19 protein-coding genes are annotated in these 14,240 nt (G+C 66.6%); 15 read left to right on the top strand and 4 right to left on the bottom strand.

The genetic code is table 11. The annotated features are described in order from the left end of the window. Positions 1 to 45: 45 nt before the first annotated feature. The 12 genes from rfaD to ROR02_RS02175 all read left to right on the top strand — a co-directional run bounded on the left by rfaD (position 46) and on the right by ROR02_RS02175 (position 10,297). Positions 46 to 1,032, top strand: coding sequence for an ADP-glyceromanno-heptose 6-epimerase (rfaD, locus tag ROR02_RS02230; protein ID WP_147162378.1), 987 nt, complete (start codon positions 46 to 48; stop codon positions 1,030 to 1,032). A gap of 125 nt (positions 1,033 to 1,157) precedes the next feature. Next, positions 1,158 to 2,348, top strand: a complete 1,191-nt coding sequence (locus ROR02_RS02225) for an aspartate aminotransferase family protein (RefSeq protein WP_147162377.1) — start codon at positions 1,158 to 1,160, stop codon at positions 2,346 to 2,348. 1 nt (position 2,349) lies between these two features. Continuing rightward, a complete protein-coding gene (argF, locus tag ROR02_RS02220; RefSeq protein ID WP_147162376.1) occupies positions 2,350 to 3,279 on the top strand; it encodes an ornithine carbamoyltransferase in 930 nt (309 codons plus the stop codon). Beyond that, the gene (gene hslO / locus ROR02_RS02215) at positions 3,276 to 4,232 is read left to right on the top strand and encodes an Hsp33 family molecular chaperone HslO (protein WP_147162375.1); all 957 of its coding nucleotides are present in this window, start codon (positions 3,276 to 3,278) and stop codon (positions 4,230 to 4,232) included. Before argF ends, hslO begins: the two co-directional genes overlap by 4 nt. Before the next feature lie 59 nt (positions 4,233 to 4,291). Beyond that, the gene (locus ROR02_RS02210) at positions 4,292 to 4,915 is read left to right on the top strand and encodes a hypothetical protein (RefSeq protein ID WP_147162374.1); all 624 of its coding nucleotides are present in this window, start codon (positions 4,292 to 4,294) and stop codon (positions 4,913 to 4,915) included. A 34-nt stretch (positions 4,916 to 4,949) separates the two neighbouring features. Continuing rightward, positions 4,950 to 5,285, top strand: a complete 336-nt coding sequence (locus tag ROR02_RS02205) for a tRNA-binding protein (RefSeq protein WP_147162373.1) — start codon at positions 4,950 to 4,952, stop codon at positions 5,283 to 5,285. A 116-nt stretch (positions 5,286 to 5,401) separates the two neighbouring features. Then, the gene (locus ROR02_RS02200) at positions 5,402 to 6,070 is read left to right on the top strand and encodes a hypothetical protein (protein ID WP_246135358.1); all 669 of its coding nucleotides are present in this window, start codon (positions 5,402 to 5,404) and stop codon (positions 6,068 to 6,070) included. 315 nt (positions 6,071 to 6,385) lie between these two features. Continuing rightward, positions 6,386 to 6,844 (top strand): phasin family protein, encoded by a 459-nt coding sequence (locus ROR02_RS02195; RefSeq protein ID WP_147162372.1) that lies wholly within the window; start codon positions 6,386 to 6,388, stop codon positions 6,842 to 6,844. Positions 6,845 to 7,049: 205 nt separating this feature from the next. Then, entirely contained in the window at positions 7,050 to 7,517 is a 468-nt protein-coding gene (locus ROR02_RS02190; RefSeq protein ID WP_147162371.1) for a MarR family winged helix-turn-helix transcriptional regulator, read from the top strand. A gap of 21 nt (positions 7,518 to 7,538) precedes the next feature. Beyond that, positions 7,539 to 8,852, top strand: a complete 1,314-nt coding sequence (gene purB / locus ROR02_RS02185; RefSeq protein ID WP_147162370.1) for an adenylosuccinate lyase — start codon at positions 7,539 to 7,541, stop codon at positions 8,850 to 8,852. 84 nt (positions 8,853 to 8,936) lie between these two features. Further along, on the top strand, positions 8,937 to 9,548 hold the full coding sequence (locus tag ROR02_RS02180) for an RNA methyltransferase (protein ID WP_147162369.1): 612 nt from the start codon (positions 8,937 to 8,939) through the stop codon (positions 9,546 to 9,548). A gap of 221 nt (positions 9,549 to 9,769) precedes the next feature. After that, positions 9,770 to 10,297: an invasion associated locus B family protein gene (locus ROR02_RS02175; RefSeq protein ID WP_147162368.1), complete on the top strand. Its 528-nt coding sequence runs from the start codon at positions 9,770 to 9,772 to the stop codon at positions 10,295 to 10,297. Between the two features lie 149 nt (positions 10,298 to 10,446). Here ROR02_RS02175 and fliP read toward each other — a convergent pair whose 3' ends face one another. The 4 genes from fliP to ROR02_RS02155 are packed head-to-tail and all read right to left on the bottom strand — an operon-like array spanning position 10,447 to position 12,270. Beyond that, entirely contained in the window at positions 10,447 to 11,235 is a 789-nt protein-coding gene (fliP, locus tag ROR02_RS02170; protein ID WP_147162367.1) for a flagellar type III secretion system pore protein FliP, read from the bottom strand. After that, positions 11,232 to 11,606 carry a flagellar biosynthetic protein FliO gene (gene fliO / locus ROR02_RS02165; protein ID WP_147162366.1) on the bottom strand — a complete coding sequence of 125 codons (375 nt, stop codon included), beginning with the start codon at positions 11,604 to 11,606 and terminating at the stop codon, positions 11,232 to 11,234. Before fliO ends, fliP begins: the two co-directional genes overlap by 4 nt. Positions 11,607 to 11,611: 5 nt before the next feature. Then, positions 11,612 to 11,983 carry a hypothetical protein gene (locus ROR02_RS02160; RefSeq protein ID WP_147162365.1) on the bottom strand — a complete coding sequence of 124 codons (372 nt, stop codon included), beginning with the start codon at positions 11,981 to 11,983 and terminating at the stop codon, positions 11,612 to 11,614. After that, complete coding sequence (locus ROR02_RS02155) at positions 11,980 to 12,270, bottom strand: EscU/YscU/HrcU family type III secretion system export apparatus switch protein (protein ID WP_246135359.1); 291 nt, start codon at positions 12,268 to 12,270, stop codon at positions 11,980 to 11,982. The genes ROR02_RS02160 and ROR02_RS02155 overlap by 4 nt, the downstream gene beginning before the upstream one ends. 351 nt (positions 12,271 to 12,621) lie before the next feature. Between ROR02_RS02155 and flgB the strand changes: the two genes are divergently transcribed. The 3 genes from flgB to ROR02_RS02140 all read left to right on the top strand — a co-directional run bounded on the left by flgB (position 12,622) and on the right by ROR02_RS02140 (position 14,198). Next, positions 12,622 to 13,029 (top strand): flagellar basal body rod protein FlgB, encoded by a 408-nt coding sequence (gene flgB / locus ROR02_RS02150; RefSeq protein WP_147162363.1) that lies wholly within the window; start codon positions 12,622 to 12,624, stop codon positions 13,027 to 13,029. An 83-nt stretch (positions 13,030 to 13,112) separates the two neighbouring features. After that, a complete protein-coding gene (gene flgC / locus ROR02_RS02145) occupies positions 13,113 to 13,523 on the top strand; it encodes a flagellar basal body rod protein FlgC (protein ID WP_147162362.1) in 411 nt (136 codons plus the stop codon). 345 nt (positions 13,524 to 13,868) lie between these two features. Next, positions 13,869 to 14,198, top strand: coding sequence for a flagellar hook-basal body complex protein FliE (locus tag ROR02_RS02140; protein WP_147162361.1), 330 nt, complete (start codon positions 13,869 to 13,871; stop codon positions 14,196 to 14,198). Positions 14,199 to 14,240: the final 42 nt, after the last annotated feature.

Genomic DNA, 14,240 nt, shown 5'->3' with positions numbered 1-14,240 from the left:
TAACCCCGGGCTTGAAGGATCCTTGAACACAGGGGACGGCAGGCCATGATTCTCGTAACCGGCGGAGCCGGCTTCATCGGCTCGAACATCCTGGCCGGCCTGGAAGCCCGGGGCTTCGACGACCTGGTGGTGGTGGACCGCCTGCGCGACGGCGACAAGTGGCGCAACATCGCCAAGCGCGCCCTGGCCGACATCATCACGCCCGCCGACCTGCCGGCCTTCCTGGCCGCGCACCAAGGCGAGATCGCCGTGATCATCCACATGGGGGCGATTTCGGCGACCACGGAAACCGATGTCGACCGCATCGTGGCCAACAACGTGCGCCTGACCCTTGATCTGTGGTCGTGGTGCACCCGCCACGGGGCGCGCTTCATCTACGCCAGCAGCGCCGCCACCTATGGCGCCGGCGACGAAGGCTTCGACGATGCCTTCACGCCCGAGGCCCTGGCCCGCCTGCGTCCGTTGAATCCCTATGGCTGGTCCAAGCACATGATCGACCGGCGCCTGTGCGCGCTGGTGAGGTCGGGCGCGGCCACGCCGCCGCAGTGGGCCGGGCTCAAGTTCTTCAACGTGTACGGCCCCAACGAGGCGCACAAGGGCCCGATGCGCAGCGTCGTGCACCAGATCCACCCCTTCGCGCGCGAGGGCAAGCCGTTCGGGCTGTTCAAGTCCTACCGCGAGGGCATTCCCGACGGCGGCCAGCTGCGTGATTTCATCTGGGTGGACGATGTCGTGGACGTGGTCTCGTGGCTGGTCGACACGCCCACGGTCAGCGGCCTGTTCAACGTGGGCACCGGGCAGGCGCGTTCGTTCGCCGATCTGGCGAGCGCGGTCTACCGGGCCCTGGATCAGGCGCCCCGCCTGGAATACCGCGACATGCCCGAGTCCTTGCGCCCCCGCTACCAGTATTTCACCGAGGCGCGCATGGACCGGCTGCGCCAGGCCGGCTACCCGGGATCCTTCACGCCCCTGGAAGAGGGCGTGCGGCGCTATGTGCAGGACTATCTGGAGAAATCCGACCCCTTCCGTTGACATCGGCACGCGCAGGCGTAATAACACTCGCTTTCCTCCGGCCGGCATCATGCCCCTGGACGCGTCTTTCGTCGTCCCGGCGCCCAAGCCCATCCGCCGGAGGGGTCCCCTGACGCGAGTGTCCGATGTCCACGATCCCGGCCTTGATGCCAAACTATGCTCGTCTTGACCTGTCCTTCGACCGGGGCGAAGGGGCGTGGCTGCATGCCACCAACGGGCGACGATATCTTGATTTTGCCGCTGGCATCGCGGTGACCTCGCTGGGACATGCCCATCCCCATCTGGTGGAGGCCCTGACCCGGCAGGCGGGCAAGCTGTGGCACTGCTCGAACCTGTTTCGCATTCCCGAGCAGGAGCGGCTGGCCGAGCGGCTGGTGGCGGCTTCGTTCGCTGATTCCGTGCTGTTTTGCAATTCGGGCGCCGAGGCCATCGAGGCGTCCTTGAAGCTGGCCCGGCGTTATCAGTTCGAGCGCCTGGGCGGCGTGCGGCGCTGGCGGACCCTGGTCACCCAAAACGCCTTTCACGGGCGCACGATGGCGACCATTGCCGCCGGGGGCCAGCAAAAGCACATCCACGGTTTCGAGCCGGTGATGGAAGGCTTCGACCGGGTGCCCTATGGCGACCTGGAGGCGGCCCGCGCCGCCATCACTCCCGAGACCGGCGCCATTCTGGTGGAGCCCATCCAGGGCGAAGGCGGCGTTCATCCGGCGCCCGCCGGGTATCTGGCGGGCTTGCGCGCCCTGGCCGACCAGGAAGGGCTGGTGTTGATTCTGGACGAGGTGCAGACCGGCATGGGCCGCACCGGCACCTTGTTCGCCCACGAGCTCGACGGGATCGTGCCCGACGTGGTGGCCACCGCCAAGGGATTGGGCGGCGGCTTCCCGGTGGGCGCGTGCCTGGCGCGGGGGCCGTTCGCGGGCGTTCTGACCGCCGGCACCCATGGCACCACCTTTGGCGGCAACCCGCTGGCCATGGCCGTGGGCAACGCCGTGCTCGACGTGCTGCTGGCCGACGGTTTCCTGGAACAGGTCCGCGCCCATGCCGCCACCTTGCGCGCGGGCCTGGAAGCCCTGGTGGCGCGCTATCCCGGCCTGCTGGCCGAGGTGCGCGGCCGGGGCCTGCTGCTGGGGCTCGCGTGCCGCTGTCCCAACGCCGACTTGTTGAGTGCCTTGCGCGACGAGGGCCTGCTGGCGGTGCCCGCCGCCGATAACGTCGTGCGTTTGCTGCCGCCCTTGACCCTTGGCCTTGCCGACATCGAGGCCGCCGAAGCTTGTCTTGCGCGTGCGTGCGCGCGCCTTGCCGGGGAGACCGTCTGACATGGCCCGGGCCCGTCCCATTCGTCATTTTCTTGATCTTGCCGACATCGACCCGGCGACCTTGCGTGGCATCGTGGACCAGGGGGCGGCCTTCAAGGCCGCCCGCCACGCGGGCACGCCCGAGACCCCCGTGCTGGCCGGAAAAACCCTCGCGCTGATTTTCCAGCGCAACTCCACGCGAACCCGGGTGTCGTTCGAAGTCGGCATGCGGCAGCTGGGGGGCGATGTCCTGGTGCTGACCGGCGATACGCTGCAACTGAGCCGGGGCGAGACCATCGCCGACACGGCGCGGGTTCTGTCGCGCTACGTCGATGCCATCATGCTGCGCACCGACAGCCACGACGACCTGGACGAACTGGCGGCGCACGCCAGCGTGCCGGTGATCAACGGTCTGACCAACCTGGCCCATCCCTGCCAGATCCTGGCCGACATCATGACGGTGGAAGAACACCGGGGGCCGATCGCGGGCAAGGTCGTGGCCTGGGTGGGCGACGGCAACAACGTGTCGTGCTCGTGGATCAAGGCGGCGGCCCGCTTCGGGTTTTCCATCCGCGTGGCCTGTCCGGCCGAGTTCGCGCCTCCGGACGATGTCGTCGCGTGGACGCGGGCCAACGGTGGCGACGTGACCGTGACCGACGATCCGGCCGCCGCGGCGGCCGGGGCCGACTGCGTCGTGACCGACACCTGGATGTCGATGAGCGTGGGTGAAGCCGAGCGCGAGATGCGCACGCGCCTGCTGCATCCCTACCAGGTCAACCGGCCGCTGATGGCGCTGGCCCACTCGGAGGCGTTGTTCTTGCACTGCCTGCCGGCCCACCGGGGAGAGGAAGTGACGGCGGATGTCATCGACGGGCCGCAGTCGGTGGTGTGGGACGAGGCCGAAAACCGCCTGCATGCCCAGAAGGCCATTCTGGCGTGGTGCCTGACGTGAGCGCTTTCGGCGACAACGTGATCTTGCCCTTTCACCTCGCCTCGGGCGAGTTCCGGGGGCGCCTGGTGCGGGCCGGTCGCGCGGTGGGCGATACCCTGGCAGGGCATGACTATCCGCCGGTGGTGGCCGCGCTGGTCGCCGAAACCGTGGTGCTGGGCGTGGCGTTGTCGTCGGTTCTCAAGTACGACGGCGTGTTCACCTTGCAGATTCAAGGCGACGGGCCGGTGCGGGCGCTGATCGCCGACGTGACCAGCGCCGGCATGGTGCGGGCGGTGGCGCGCTACGACGCCGGCCGCCTGCCGGCCGGGGAGCCGCCGGCCGCCGGGCGGCTCGCGGCCCTGATCGGGCAGGGGCACCTGGCGTTCACCGTCGATCAGGGGCCGCACACCGAGCGCTATCAGGGCATTGTTCAGATCGAGGGGGACAGTCTGGCCGCGTGTGCCCAGCGCTATTTCGATCTGTCGGAACAGCTGCCCACGACCTTGCTGGTGGCGACCCGGCCGCCGGTTGCCGGGGATGAGGCGTGGGGCGCGACCGCCTTGCTGCTTCAGCGCATGCCCCGGACGGCCGGCCCCGCCGCCGACGACGGGGGAACCGACTGGGATGACGCCTGGGAAACGGCCAGCGTGCTGATGCGTTCGCTGACCCCGGCCGAGCTGACCGATCCGGCCCTGACGCCCGAAGCCCTGCTGCGCCGGCCGTTCCATGCCCAGGACCTGCGCCTCGCGGCGCCGCGACCGGTGTTTTATGGCTGCCGCTGTTCGGCGCGCAAGGTGGCGCGGGCCCTGCTGACCTTGCCCGTCGAGGAGCGCGAGAGCCTGGCGGAAAACGGGACCATTGACGTGACGTGCGAGTTTTGCAAAGCAACATACGCCCTGACGCCCAGCGAGCTGGAGGCGTTGTGCGCCGAGCCCTCCCCGGGCCCGTCGGGGGAGCCTTCCGGGTCCGCCTGAGTCCGCCTGAGGCGGCACCCTTTCGTATCCCATCGACACTTTTCCTTGAGGTGAGCGGCATGTCCTCTCTTTCCTCGTTTGCGTCGCGCCGGCAGGTTCTGGCCTTGTCCGCGTCCGCCCTGGTGGCGGCCGTGGCCGGGGGGTGCTCGCCGCCCCCTGCGCCCCAGCGATTCAACGACCTTCATTTTACCCACCTGCAGCCGCTGGTCTTCAAGGCGGCCCAGGTGGATGTGCGCGAGGATTATCGTCCGCCGATGCGCCCGCCCAACGTCGAGCATGAAATGCCGCTGTCCCCGATGGGGGCGGCCCGGCAGTGGGCGTTTGAACGCTTGCAGGCCGACGGCACGGCGGGGCGCAGCGTGGTCTTGTCGATCCAAGACGGCGCGGTGACCGAGAAATCCCTGGCGGTGCAAAAGGGCGTGGAAGGGGCGTTTCGCACCGAGCAGGCCGAGCGCTACGACGCTTCCCTGGAGGCAACGCTTCAGGTCATCGACACGACCACCGGGGTGACGATGGCCCAGGCCACGGCGCGGGTGTGGCGCTTCGCCACCGTGCCCGAAAACGCCAGTGTCCAGGACCGCGAGGCGGCCTGGTTCACCTTGATCCAGGGATTGATGAGCGATTTCAACGCCCGCATGGAGCAGTCGATCCGGACGTATGCCTCGGGGGCGCTGGTGCGCTAGAGTCTGTCGTTTCGCCGGAAGGGAAGGGGGCTCGATGAGCGCGACACTCGACGATTTCCACCGCCTGGATATCCGAATCGGGACCGTGGTCGAGGCGTTTCCCTTCCCCGAGGCGCGCAAGCCCGCGTGGCGGCTGACCGTTGATTTCGGCCCGGAGCTGGGCCGGCGCCACAGCTCGGCCCAGTTGACCCGCCACTACACGCCCGAAACCCTGGTGGGGCGCCAGGTGCTGGCGGTGGTCAACTTTCCGCCCCGGCGCATTGGTCCGGTGGTGAGCGAATGCCTGGTGCTGGCGGTGCCCGATCCGGACGGCGAACCGGTGTTGCTGGGGCCCGATCAGGGGGTTCCCGACGGCGGGCGTTTGTACTGAGAGACGCGAGCGCGGCTCCCTGGCGCGCGAAAAAAGTCTTCCTCCCGTCTGGTGCCGAAACCATATGGAGACGGGGGACGCGGTCCCCTGCACGATAACCGACAGGGAGAGATCCCATGAACACCGACGAAACCCACGCCCCCGACGCCGTGCTGGCCGCCGCCCTGCGCGCCGCCGCCGCCCAGGGCTGGACGCGCGCCAGCCTGGCCGGCGTGGCCGAGGATGCGGGTGTGCCCCTGGCCGAAGTGCTCAGCCGTTTTCCCACCCGGGGGCACATGTTGCGCGCCTGGGGGAAAGCCATCGACCGGGCGATGCTGGAAGGCGGCGTGACCCAGGACGCCCGCGACGGCGTGCGTGATCGCCTGTTCGATCTGTTGATGCGCCGTTTCGATGCCCTCGCCCCCGATCGCGAAGCCCTGCGGGCGTTGCTCCCCACCTTCGGCGGCGATCCCCTGCTGGCCGCCGTGGTGGCCATGGGGCTGTCGCGCTCGATGTCCCTGACCTTGGAAGCCGCCGGTGTCGGCAGCAGCGGACCCGCCGGCCTGTTGCGCGTGAAGGGTCTGGGGCTGGTGTACGCCTATGCCACCCGGGTTTTCCTGAACGACGACACGCCGGATCTGGCCCGGACCATGGCGGCGCTCGACAAGGCGCTGGACAAGGCCGACCGGGTGGCCGGCACGGTTTTCTCGGGGCGGTGCGGTCGCTTCCGGCGCAAGGAAGAAGACACGATTCGTCCGCCGGTCATGCCGGTTGATCCCGGCCCGGCGCCCGAGCCGGTGCTTTAGCAGGCTGCCCGCTTGGCGCTGACACGGGCGGAGTCTGGATGCCTTTGCGCGCGTGCGTCTCTTCGGGAAAGGCGGCGCCCCCCTTTCCCCAACGGACTCCTGAGGTTTCCCGCGGGGTCCCGGCCCCCGGGGCAGCGGTACAGGGATCCAGGCAAGGCCTGGGGGGTGCGCGCGCAGGGTGATTTTGCGGCGCACAAAGATCCGCGTTGACACTCCTGGCGCTGCCTCCTAAGGTGGCGGCGATTGCTTATTCCCCCCCTTGCCCGGCCTTCTTGTTTCCCACCCGGGGGTCGGGCCCGCCAGGAGAGCGCCGTCATGGCTAAGCAACCCGAGACGTTTTTTGACTTCGACTTTGCCAAGTACTTTTCCGATTTCAAGGTGCCGGGGCTGGACGTGGACACGCTGGTGAACAGCCAGCGCCGGAACTTCGAGGCGTTGACGCACGTCAACAAAACCGCCCTGGATGGCATGCAGGCCATTTTCAAGCGCCAGGTTGAAATTCTGCGCCAGGCGATGGACGAAGCGGCGGAAGCGGCCCGTGATCTGTCCAAGGCCGACACCCCGCAAGACAAGATGGCGCGTCAGACCGAACTCGCTCGCGAGGCTTTTGAAAAAGCGATTTCGAACATGCGCGAGCTGATGGAAATGGCCACCAAGTCGAATGGCGAGGTGTTCGACCTGATGAACAATCGCGTGAGCCAGGTCATGGATGAAATGCGCGCGTTGACGGCGCAGCATAAGCCCGGAACGCCGACGTCCGAGAAAAAGGACTAGCGCGATCCCCCCGGCGCCGGGGTCCTCCCGGAGGGGGCCGGCGCCGCCCGGCGGGGCGTTCAATAAAGAGACCGCCTCGGTCCGGCGTTTTTTTCCGAGAGCCATGGGAAAGCGCGTTATCGCCAACAGGCCAGAAGTCTTGCCTTTTTTCGCTATTACCCGGACAATGCCCCTTGGTTCGGGATAAGCGGGAGCGGCGGGGGTCGTGCGCGAACAGTATCAAACAACGGTGCGGCTGATTGAACGCCTGCACCGCCATTTTCTCGACGTGATCCGTTGCGAATTGCGGCGGCTCGGAGTCGAGGACATCAACGCGGTGCAGGCCTTGCTGCTGCATAACATCGGATCCGAGGATCTGGTGATCCGCGATCTGAAGGAGCGTGGATATTATCACGGCTCCAATGTTTCCTACAACATCAAGAAGTTGACCGAGGCGGGCTACATCGCGCAAGAGCGAAGCCAGCACGATCGGCGGGCCACGCGCGTGCAGCTGACGGACAAGGGGCTCGCCCTGTGCGAAGCCCTGCGCACGATGCAAGCCGGCATGGCCGATGGGTTTGCCCGCTATGATCTGGATGGCGAGACCCTGGAGAAGGCCAACGAGGCACTGGCGGCGGTTGAGCGCGCCTGGGCCGATCACATCCGGTTTGGTCTGCCTTCGTTTCCTTCCTGACGGCACCGAAAGGTTGTTAGCATGATCCCCCGTTACACGCGCGAGCGCATGGCGGCCATCTGGGCGCCCGAGAATCGGTTTCGCATCTGGTTCGAGATCGAGGCGCACGCCTGCGATGCCCTGGCCGAGCTGGGGGTGATCCCCCAGGCCGCCGCCCGCGCGGTGTGGGAAAAGGGCAACAAGCCCTACACGGCCGAGCGAATCGCCCGGATTGACGCCATCGAGGCCGAGGTGCGCCACGATGTGATCGCCTTCCTCACCGAGCTTTCGGAGCACGTGGGCGAACCGGCGCGCTTCATCCACCAGGGCATGACCAGCTCGGACGTGCTGGATACCTGCCTTGCCGTTCAGCTGACCCAGGCCGCCGATCTGCTGCTGGAAGACCTGGAGGGCCTGCTGGCCGCCCTGAAGGCCCGCGCCCAGGAACACAAGATGACCGTGTGCATGGGGCGCAGCCACGGCATTCATGCCGAGCCGGTGACCCTGGGCCTGAAGTTCGCGGGCTTCCATGCCGAGTTCCACCGCGCCCGCGCGCGCTTGCAGGCGGCCCGCCAGGATATCGCCACCTGCGCCATCTCCGGGGCGGTGGGCACGTTCGCCAACATCGATCCCCGGGTCGAGGCCCACGTGGCCCATCAACTGGGGCTGTCGGTGGAACCGCTGTCCACCCAGGTGATTCCGCGCGACCGCCACGCGGCGTTCTTCTCGACCCTGGCGGTCATCGCCAGCTCGGTGGAGCGGGCGGCGGTCGAGGTGCGCCACTTGCAGCGCACCGAGGTGGGCGAGGCCGAGGAGGCGTTCGCCAAGGGGCAGAAGGGCAGTTCGGCCATGCCCCACAAGCGCAATCCGGTGCTGAGCGAGAACCTGACCGGGCTGGCCCGCATGGTTCGGGCCTATGCCCTGCCGGCCCTGGAGAACGTGGCCCTGTGGCACGAGCGCGACATCAGCCACTCGGCGGTCGAGCGCATGATCGGGCCCGATGCCACCGTGACCTTGGATTTCGCCCTGGTCCGCCTGACCTCGGTCATGGCGAATCTGGTGGTTCACCCCAAGGCGATCGAGCGCAACATTGCCATGACCGGCGGCCTGATGTTCAGCCAGCGGGTGCTGCTGGCCCTGACCCAGGCCGGCGTGTCGCGCGAGGATGCCTATCGTCTGGTGCAGCGCCATGCCATGGCGGTGTGGGACGAGGGGGGCACCTTGCTGGAGCGTTTGAAGGCCGATCCCGAGGTCACGGCCAAGGTGCCTCCGGCGGCCCTGGAACCCTTGTTCGACCTGTCGGTTCATACCCGCCATGTGGACACCATCTTCCAGCGGGTTTTCGCCGGCGCCTGACCAGGACGCGCGCCGGAGCCACCATGGCCCGGCGCGCCTTCCCCACGGCACGGCCTGCAACGAACGACCGGGAGGACAAGAACGGTGGAAAGCCGTTTGCGCGGATATTTTGGAATCGGCATCGAGGGGGTGAGCAAGCCCTACAACCTGGGCAACGTCTTTCGCACGGCGCACGCTTTTGATGCCGCGTTTGTGTTCACCATCCGCGCCAGTTACGCGCAGGAGGAGGTGGGCAAGGTGGACACCTCCGACGCGCTGGCGGCGCTGCCGTTTTATCGCTTCCCCGACGTGGCCGATCTGGTGGTGCCCTCGGGGTGCCAGGTGGTGGGCATCGAACTGACCGACGATGCCATTGATCTCCCCAGTTTTCGCCATCCCGTGCGCGCCGTTTACGTGCTGGGCGCGGAACGGGTGGGGCTGTCGGACGCCATGCTGGCGCGCTGCGATCACGTGGTGAAAATCCCCATGCGCTTTTCGATCAACCTGGGGATGGCGGGCGCCTTGGTGATGTACGACCGGCTCACCACCTTGGGGCGGTTCGCGCCGCGTCCGGTGCGTTCGGGGGGGCCGACGGAGCCGCTGGCCGGTCATCGCCATGGCACGGCGTTTTTCCGCTCCTCCGAGGCCCAGCGCCTCGCGCGCTGGCAAGGCGCGCCGCCGATGGCCGAGGTCGCCGACGCGCGCGGCAAGGATTAGAGCGCAGTCCGATCAAGACGGATCAGCGAATGCACTCTAACTTTTGGATTTTTCGCATTTTCGGACCGCCGAGACGGTGCCATTTCGGCTGAAAATGCTTTAGCGGAAACGGGGTGGATTGGCCTTGTCGGGGATCCAGGCATTGACGGATCCGGTCCTGGCTGGTTCCATGGGGCCTTCCGGCCCACCCCTCCTTTCGACAACAGGGAATAGGAACCGTCATGCGGGCAAGCAAGACAGTCGCGCCGGGTTTGGGCGTGGTAGCCCTGGGGATCGCCCTTGGACTCGCCGCGCCAGCCCAGGCTCAACAGGTCAGCACCCTGGGAACTTCCCAGGATTGGACGGCCTACACCATGACCGAAAATGGCCAGAAGGTTTGCTACATCGCCTCCCAGCCAAAGAAAGACGAAGGCAATTACAAAAAACGGGGTGATATTTTTGCCCTGATCACCCACCGGCCGGCTCAGAACCAGTATTACGTTGTCACGATCTATGCCGGGTATGCCTATCGTTCCGGAGCGCAGGTCACGCTTCAGGTGGATCGCAATTCCTTCCAGCTGTTTACCGAGGGAGAAACCGCCTGGGCCCAGGATGACACGGACCGCAAGATCGTGCAGGCCATGCGCTCGGGGCACTCGATGGTGGTCAAGGGCACGTCAAGCCGGGGCACGACGACCACCGATACCTACTCGCTCATGGGGGTGACGGCGGCGCTGTCGACGATCGACAAGGCTTGCAACGCGCCTTAATCCCCTTTTTCGGAAGCGCGCGCCTCCCGTTTTGGGTCGGTTGGGGCGCGGATCGCGCGAAAGGGTCCTCCCGGACTGCCGGCCAAGGAAGCCGGACGGCCGGGAGGACCCTTTTTTCGTGCCCACGGGCGGGGCGGGGCGGCGCGATTTTACCCCGGTGGCGCGCCGTAGCTCGACAGCAGCGAGCCCACCACCAGATACCAGCCATCGACCAGAACGAAGAAAATCAGCTTGAAGGGCATGGCGAGCATCATGGGGGGCAGCATCATCATGCCCATGGACATCAGGACCGACGCGATCACCATGTCGATGACGACAAAGGGCAGGTAGATCAGAAAGCCGATTTCAAAGGCCCGCCGCAGCTCCGAGATCATGAACGAGGGGATCAGGGCCCACGTTGAAACCTCCTCGGGCGTCTCCAGCTTTTCCTTGCGGAAATTCGCGAACAAAGCCAGATCCTTGGGCCGGGTATGGGCCAGCATGAAGGTTCGGAAGGGGGCCAGGGTGCGCTCGAACGCCTGTTCCTCGGTGATTTCCTCGCGGACCAGGGGGGCCACGCCCTCGTCCCAGGCCTGTTCAAAGGTGGGGGCCATGATGAAAAACGTGATGAACATGGCCAGGCTGACCAGCACCATGTTGGGGGGCGTGGTCTGGGTGCCCAGGGCCTGGCGCAAGATGGACAGCACGACGGCGACGCGGGTGAAGCTGGTGATCATGATCAGCAGGCCCGGCGCCACGCTGAGCACGGTCAGAAGGGCGACAAGCTGAACGACGCGCGCGGTCGTCGATCCGGCGTCGGGGCCCATGTCCAGATTCAGGGACTGGGCGGCGGCGGGGGCGGCAAGGGCCAGGGCGGCGCCCAGCACCACCACGCCCAGGCCCAGCACCCGACGGGCCGGAAAAGGGGAAGGCGAACGCTCCGGGTGGGGCGCGGTCATGGGGAAGCCTCACGCACGGGGGAAGACGGAAGGGGCGAATCGGGCACGGCGGCGGCCAGGTGCCGGGCAAAGGACGCGGACGCCTCGCCGGGGGGCGGAATGCTCTCGGGCAGGCGCGGGCCAAGGGTTTCGATCACCACGTCGGTGGTTCCGCCGATCAGCAGCAGGTGTTCGGTGTCGTCGCGGCGGATCAGCACCAGGCGCCGCTTGGGATCCACGGCCATGACCTCGACCACGCTCAACCGGCGCCCCGGTCGCCAGCGTCCCGTGAGGCCGGGGCCAAACCGCCGGACCAGGAAGGCGAGCAGAAAGATCAGCCCGAGGACGAAAATCAAGACGAGGAAAAAACGCGCGGAGTGATCCAGGTCCATGGAGGTCAGGGCTCCCGGGAGGGGCTGCTGGAAGGGGGCCGCGGGGAGGAATCGGGGGAGCCCGGGGGCGGGGCGGGCAGGCGCCGGTAGGCCCGTTCAGCCGTTTGCGCGCGCGCTGGGCCGGTTGGGGGGTGGGCGCGCAAGGCGGCCTCCAGGGAATCCAGGTCAAGCACCAGGGCTTCCAGGGTGGGCAGGAACAAGCGGGCCTCGTCGCGCGGCAGCGCGCTGACGGCGTGGCACACGGCCCCGATCTTGGTTTCCAGCACGGCCAGATCCACCGCGCGGGCTTCGTCGATCAGGCGCCGGGCGGTGGCGATCACCGACGCGATGCGTTCCAGATCGTCGGCAAGGGCGGGGAGGGCGGCCGAAAAGGTCACGGGGTTTCTCCTCGCGTCGGCAAGGGGGACGGCTCCAGCCCTTCGGGCCAGGCGCCGTTGGCCCGGTAGACGTAGGACAGGATTTCGGCCACGGCGGCAAACGCCTCGATGGGAATTTCGCTGTCCAGGTCAAGAACAGCCAGGATTTCCGCGAGATCGGCATCCTCGCGCACCCGTACCCCGTTGGCAAAGGCAAGCGCGAGGATCTGCTCGGCCACGGCGCCCCGGCCGCTGGCCAGAACCCGGGGCGCGCTGTCTCCCAGGGCCGGATCGTAGCCCAGGGCCACGGCGACGCTGGAAAGGCGGTCTTCGCCCGCGTTCGTGCCCGTCGTCCCGTGTCGTGTGGGGTGATCGCTCACCGCGCCGTTCTCCCCTTCGATGCGGGCGTACGGACAGGTTCATGGGACGCACGAGCGTTCCCGAGGGGAAAGTATCCCGGTGTTTCCGTTAAGAACGCGTTAATGCTTTCAGGCCGGACAAGGGCGGCGCGGCACCGGGTTCAGATTAATCTTTACGCTTCGTTAAGGATTGTGCCAGATAGTCAAAAGGCGTGGCTATGGGTCACGCGGTTGAGGTCGGGCACGCCCGGGGGTGGGTCCGGTGTCTGGCCTTCGGCCCGAGGGAAGGACCCCATCCCCATGGATCTGACCAAACTTGCGATCTTTCAGATGGCGCGGGCCCGGATGGACTGGGCGGCGGAGCGTCAGCGGATCTTGTCCGAGAACGTGGCCAATGCCGACACGCCGGGGTACCATTCCCACGATCTCAAGGAACTGGATTTCGGCAACCTCGCCAAGAGCGCCTCGAACCGGGTGCAGATGGTGCGGACCAACGCCATGCATCAGCAGTCCGGAGTCCCGGATCCAGGGGCATACCGCGAAGTGACGGACCGCTATCCTTACGAAAGCTCCGCCGACGGCAACGAGGTCATTCTGGAAGAGCAGATGTCGCGCCTGTCCGACACCCGCAACCAGTACAAGACCGCCCTGGAGCTGGTGCGCAAGCACATGACGCTCATCAAGCTGGCGTCGCGCAGCGGGCGCTAGAACGCCAACGGTGACGAGATCAAGAGCCCGCTCTTCCTTGTGAAGCACACGGGCCCAAGGGCAGGACCGGAAGGGAAGGGGCCATGGACGAGTTCAAGCAGACCTCCCAGATCGCGACCTCGGGGCTCAAGGCCCAGGCCGAGCGCCTGCGCACCATCGCCCAGAACCTGGCCAACGCCGATTCCATCGCCGAGCACAAGGGGGAGGACCCCTACCGGCGTCGGGTGGTGACCTTCCGCAATGTCATGGACCGCGAACTGGGGGCCGACGTCGTCAAGACCGGCCGCGTGCGCGAGGACATGAGCGCCTTTAACCGCAAGTACATTCCCGGGCACCCCGCCGCCGATGACCAGGGCTATGTTCTGACGCCCAACGTCAATCCCCTGGTTGAAATGATGGACATGCGCGAAGCCCAGCGCAGCTACGACGCCAATCTGAACGTCATCACCATTACCCGGCAGATGACCCGCGATACCATTGAGTTGCTTCGCTAGAGTTTGTCAGGGAAAAGTGGGCACCGCTTTTCCCGAAAAGACAAACTCAAACAAAGGGATGTAGTGTCTGTCCGCTTCAACGTGAAACAGACAGACACTAGAGTTTGTCAGGGAAAAGTGGGCACCGCTTTTCCCGAAAAGACAAGCTCAAGCAAAGGGATGTCGTGTCTGTCCGTTTCAAGGTCAAGCGGACGGATTCTAGAGTGAGACCCGAAAAGGGGGAACCGCTTTTCGGAGACGTCGAACACACGGACAAAGATCAAGAGCATCGCGCCCGGGTCCGGTTCAGCGCACGATGCCCTGGAGCATTTCGCGCCTTGGCGCGGCAAGGAAGGGAGAGCCTCCATGGCCGTTGATTTCGCAAGCGCCGTTTCGGCCTACAAGTCCGCCGCCGGCATGTTCGCGCAGTCGGCCACCGCCGGCGCGCCTGCCTTGCCGGATGAAAACCCCGGTCAGGGGGCCAGCTTCACGGGGCTGGTGCGCGATGCCCTGCAATCAACCATCCAGGCGGGCAAGGAAAGCGAGACCCTGACCCGTCAGGCGATCGAGGGCAAGGCCGACCTGCGCGAGGTGGTGATGGCGGTCAACAACGCCGAAACCACCTTGCAAACGGTGATCGCGGTTCGTGACAAGGTGGTGAGCGCCTACGAAACCATTTTGCGCATGCCGATCTGAGGGCAAGCAGGCAAGCCCCGGACGCGCGGGGCCGGTAAGGAC

Origin of the sequence: Pararhodospirillum oryzae, from assembly GCF_007992075.1 — a bacterium.
In the GTDB taxonomy this organism is placed as follows: domain Bacteria; phylum Pseudomonadota; class Alphaproteobacteria; order Rhodospirillales; family Rhodospirillaceae; genus Pararhodospirillum; species Pararhodospirillum oryzae.
This window is presented reverse-complemented; position numbering and strand designations above follow the sequence as displayed.